This window comes from Haematobacter genomosp. 1 (assembly GCF_002196855.1).
Taxonomy (GTDB): Bacteria; Pseudomonadota; Alphaproteobacteria; order Rhodobacterales; family Rhodobacteraceae; genus Haematobacter.
In genome coordinates this window covers 1-4552 of record NZ_NIPW01000053.1, presented here as the reverse complement: position 1 = coordinate 4552, position 4552 = coordinate 1, and the positions used below count along the sequence as shown (strand labels likewise).

The 4552-nt window shown below is 51.4% G+C and carries 4 protein-coding genes; 2 read left to right on the top strand and 2 right to left on the bottom strand.

Annotated elements, in window-relative coordinates; genetic code table 11:
• Window positions 1–645: 645 nt before the first annotated feature.
• Together CDV49_RS18695 and CDV49_RS18690 are read right to left on the bottom strand one after the other, a co-directional pair.
• Window positions 646–888 carry a BrnA antitoxin family protein gene (locus tag CDV49_RS18695; protein WP_179209268.1) on the bottom strand — a complete coding sequence of 81 codons (243 nt, stop codon included), beginning with the start codon at window positions 886–888 and terminating at the stop codon, window positions 646–648.
• Window positions 845–1060, bottom strand: coding sequence for a BrnT family toxin (locus tag CDV49_RS18690; RefSeq protein ID WP_256947407.1), 216 nt, complete (start codon window positions 1058–1060; stop codon window positions 845–847). The genes CDV49_RS18695 and CDV49_RS18690 overlap by 44 nt, the downstream gene beginning before the upstream one ends.
• A gap of 465 nt (window positions 1061–1525) precedes the next feature.
• Between CDV49_RS18690 and CDV49_RS21145 the strand changes: the two genes are divergently transcribed.
• Window positions 1526–2107 carry a helix-turn-helix domain-containing protein gene (locus CDV49_RS21145; protein WP_373447818.1) on the top strand — a complete coding sequence of 194 codons (582 nt, stop codon included), beginning with the start codon at window positions 1526–1528 and terminating at the stop codon, window positions 2105–2107.
• A 1632-nt stretch (window positions 2108–3739) separates the two neighbouring features.
• A complete protein-coding gene (locus CDV49_RS18680) occupies window positions 3740–4312 on the top strand; it encodes a recombinase family protein (protein ID WP_088216828.1) in 573 nt (190 codons plus the stop codon).
• Window positions 4313–4552: the final 240 nt, after the last annotated feature.

Sequence of the window (4552 nt, the reverse complement as noted above, 5' to 3'; positions counted from 1 at the left end):
AATCAGATAGAGTAATAGCAGCAGTAACAACTGTAGTATATCAAACGAACTGATCCGGCAGATCATTCTATCATTAGTGGGGGTATTAATTTTATACAGGAAAATCAATTTATTACAGAATAGGCTATAGCACTAGGAAATAAGACTGTATTAGCACTGTAGTTACTACAGTTGTTAAAGATATGATTACAGCACATGGATAATCAGGGAATAATCAGGTAATACCGGCATTTGAAAAGTGACAGATGGCACCTGAATAACACCCCAGTTTGCACGACAACTATCAAGCCCGACAGCATTCCAAAGCAACACAGAAGCGCTGCGCTCTGAAATGAATACCGGGGTAGTATCCGGTTGGTATTCTCTGGCCTCACGGTGTAGGTTCACCGGGTATGGGGGAAGTTCTTGGCGTAGTAACTGATGGATACCCTCACGGAATTCTCTGCTGGTTTTTCCTAACCCCCCCCCATTTGCCGTACAGGCTCTGGCAGGCCACCTACAGCGGCATCATGTCCACGGGCTACCCAAGGCTATCTCACGCCAAGATGGGCACTCAGCGACGCTCTCAGGGCTTCTCAGGAGCTATACGTGATCATCGGGGCTACCTGACAGGCTATCCTTGATCCAATCGCCGTTTGCCCTGCCTCAGCGCTGAGCAATCGCTGCCTTCAGCGCCTCATCAATCCGACTCTGCCAGCCCTTCCCCTGTGCCTTGAAGTGCTCAACCACCTCAGCACTCAGACGGATCGAAACAGGTACCTTCCTAGGGGCGATCTGTGCACCCCGCATGACCTTCGCCTTGTCGAACTTCGCTTGCCACTCAGGGGTAGAGAGGTCCGGGGCATCATCGTTGAAATCTAGGGGCATAGGCTTTCTGTTCTCGGTCATTGGCTTTCCTCATGCTGATGATCCAGCGTGTGTCGCCACGTGCTGTCCAAACCACCACAAGCATTCTGCTGTTGAGAAACCCGATGGTGATAAGCCGGGTTTCCCCGTAGTCGAACCGATCGTCCTCTGTGGTAAGCGTCGGCCCATCGAACAACTGCCCCACTTCCAGCATGTCCAGCTTGCGCTCTCTGAGCGTTGCTTCTCGCTTTACCGGGTCGCAGTCGATTTCCATGCCTGTATATACAATTTGCTATGCTGTAGTTCAAGCTGATTGTATGTACGATTTGATCACAGGGAATGCTGCCCCTTCCTCTCCCTGCCTGACCCACACCTTCCCCGGTTGTGCTCCTTGGTACGCTCTACAGGTACTTCATTGGTGCACAGTTGGTGACGTTCTACGGGTCACATCCAGCCATCATCAGGCAGGCCGTTCGTTCGATCTGTGGTGTCTTTCTCACGTCCTGCCTGCTGCTGTCAGGCTGCGACCTAAGATCATAAGAGAGTGTGAAAATTTATTGATTTGAAATCAGATACTTGCCGGTGGCACCCTGTTCATAGCTTTGAACAGGGTTGTGTTCATAGCTTTGAACAGGGTCTGGTACACATTTGATCATGCGTGAAACAAATCGTACCAAGTATGGCACACACTCTACCACCTATGAACAGGGGTCTGCTCATGTCCACCCTGCCGGACAAACCCAACAAGAGCCACTTCGTCCAGACCGACAGAACAACACACGAGTCATGGGCCAAACTCACACTAGAGAACCCAAAGGCTTCTGCCTTGCTACATGTCCTAGTAAATCGAGTTGGAGACCATAATGCCGTAATGGCTAGCTATCCGGTATTAGCGGAGATCTCTGGTATGTCGGTTAGCTCTGTTAGGCGCGCAATTGCAGCCCTAATCGAAGGAAAGTGGATAGAAACAGCACAGGTGGGAAAATCAGGAACTGTAAACGCCTATATCCTCAATTCCCGTGTAGCGTGGGTAAAGGCGAGAAATGATCTTCGCTATGCGTTATTTTCAGCTACAGTAATTGCTTCGGAGACTGAGCAACCCAATAGAGATCAGTTGGGGAAACTCCCGCCTCTGCATCGACTTCCAGACCTTGCTCCCGGAGAACAACAGCTACCGTCAGGCGATGGACTTCCTCCACCCTCGGAACCAGCAATCCCCGGACTAGAGCCAGACCTGCCAGCAACACAGCGCAAACGCTAGGAGGCGTAACTTGGGTAATCCAATGGTGTTAACCCCGTACTCCCTCGCGCAACGCTGGGGATGCAGCGCAGAGACAGTCCGACAGATGTACAGAGACGGAGAACTCCCAGGATTTGTCGTAGGAAGAAAGCTCATCCGATTTACCCTTGCCGCCGTGGAGAACCATGAGCGCAAGCAAATGGAACTATACACCGGCGAACAGCAAGAGCCTGAACCTCTGAACCTGCCGCGAACAAGGGCAGCAGACGCCATAATGATCATGCATACGCGTAAGCGGAGGACGCGCCCGTTGAGCTTGGCAAAAACAAAGGTGAACAGTAAACCTGAACAGTCAAGTGAACGATAGGAAACCCCTCAGTGTACACCCTAGGTGAAGCAGCTAAGGCAACCGGTAAGTCGAAGGCTGCTATATCTAAGGCTATCAAATCAGGCAGGATTTCTGCGTCTAAGCAGACTGACGGGGTGTACAAGATCGACCCATCAGAGCTTCACAGGGTTTACCCACCAGTTTCCATTAACAGTGAACCTGAACCACAGGATAACACCGTAGTTTCCACGGAGAACGCCCTACTGATCCGAGAGCTACAGATACGGTTGGAGGTAGCAGAGCAGCGCCTAGCAGAGAGCGACAGCAGGATTGCTGATATCAAGGAAGAGCGCGACCGCTGGCGACAGCAGGCACAGGCGTTACTCACGGACCAACGGGGCAGACCACGCTCGTCATGGCGAGATCTTTGGGATCGCATGCTTAGCCGTTGACTACGGCAATCAGTTAGCTGTTAGCGCCATTGCGAAGCGGATCATCTTGGTGTCCACCTCTCCGCCACGGTCCCTCTAAGTTTATCCGTGCACTCTTACTGAGGTTCGTGCTTACGCCGCACCGCTTACCGATAACCTCTCCCTGATTTTCGATGCGGCGGATGTTACAGGCGGCAGCATACCACGCTTCTGCGCCCTTCATCAGGTAGAGCTTAAAGCCATGCATATTAGGGATCTTCTGGACGCCAACTGTGGTGTGCGTGGGCAGTTCTGCTAGTCCCAATGCTGATTTGATCCAGCGCCGCAGCATCCTTTCAAAGCCCATCTCCTGCCCTGCCTCTACGTGAACACACCAGTGCACGTGCAGGCCGCCTGTAGCTTCAAAAACCCATGCGTAGGTGGGCTGGCCATTTCTAGGCTTCTGGCTTCCCACGGGTACGTAGCGCGACCACTGTGCGAATGGCCCCAATCTCAACCTCTCGAATGCTTTGCTGGCATCTTCTCTTGGGTACCCCAACAACTCCCAGCGGATAGCGACATGGGTATTCAGGGGCCGAGAAATCTTCGCCGCAATTCTTGGCGCATGGAGAAAAGCGGACGCCGAGCGTCGTGCAACGTGCTGGGTTCTTCGTTTGGGGTTTGTCGGACGCAACATCGCTCTGCTCTTTGGTGACCCGTTGTATCGCTCAATTTGGCAGGAGTCACGTCCACAAAGATCTAGATATGGTTGGTTAGATAGATAATGCCACTAGGGCAGGCCCCTGTGTCAGTGACAGGCTACCTCACATCATACTGCCAATAGAATTGGTATTGCATTATGGCAGTATCGGAGACATAACGTATTAGAACCTATTGGCAGTATGGAGTGTCAGCATGAGCGCTGTCGTCGGCTATGCACGTACTAGCACCCAAGAGCAGATTGCGGGGTTTGAGGCACAGAAGAAGGCCCTCACTGACCACGGCTGTACCAAGCTGTTTGAGGAACAAGTCAGCGCTGTTGGAGAGCGTCCAGAACTCCGTGCCTGCTTGGACTACCTCAGAGAAGGCGACACCTTGATTGTCACTAAGCTCGATAGGCTTGCACGCAACGTGACACACCTAGCAGAGATCGTAGACACCCTGACATCGAAGGGCGTTAGTTTGCGCATCCTTGGGCTAGGGCTGGACACAGCAACCCCTACCGGAAAGCTCATGCTGAACATGCTAGCTGCTGTTGCGCAGTTCGAGCGTGAAATGATGCTGGAGCGTCAGCGAGAAGGCATTGCCAAAGCCAAGGCAGAAGGACGCTACAAGGGCAGGAAGCCTACAGCCATGTCCAAAGCAGACAGCATTCGCCAGCTTGCACAAGAAGGCATGACAAAGGCTGCCATTGCTGAACGTCTCGGAGTATCAGAGAGGTCTGTGTACCGGGCTATCAAATCACCTGAATCCAATTTAACATATTGATTTTATTAACTTTATCGAAAAAGCCCCCTTACCCCATTGTGTGTATCAACTGTAGTATCCACTGCTGTAAAAACGGTGTGTATCACTGGAAGTATAAACTGTAGTATCAAATACAGATAATTATATTATCTAGCTGAAGTAATAATCAGTAGTAATACCGACTGTAGTATTAGATGTAGTAACAACTGTGCATATTCAAGCCAAACCGATAGCGGGCTATCGAATGCAATCAACTAAAGC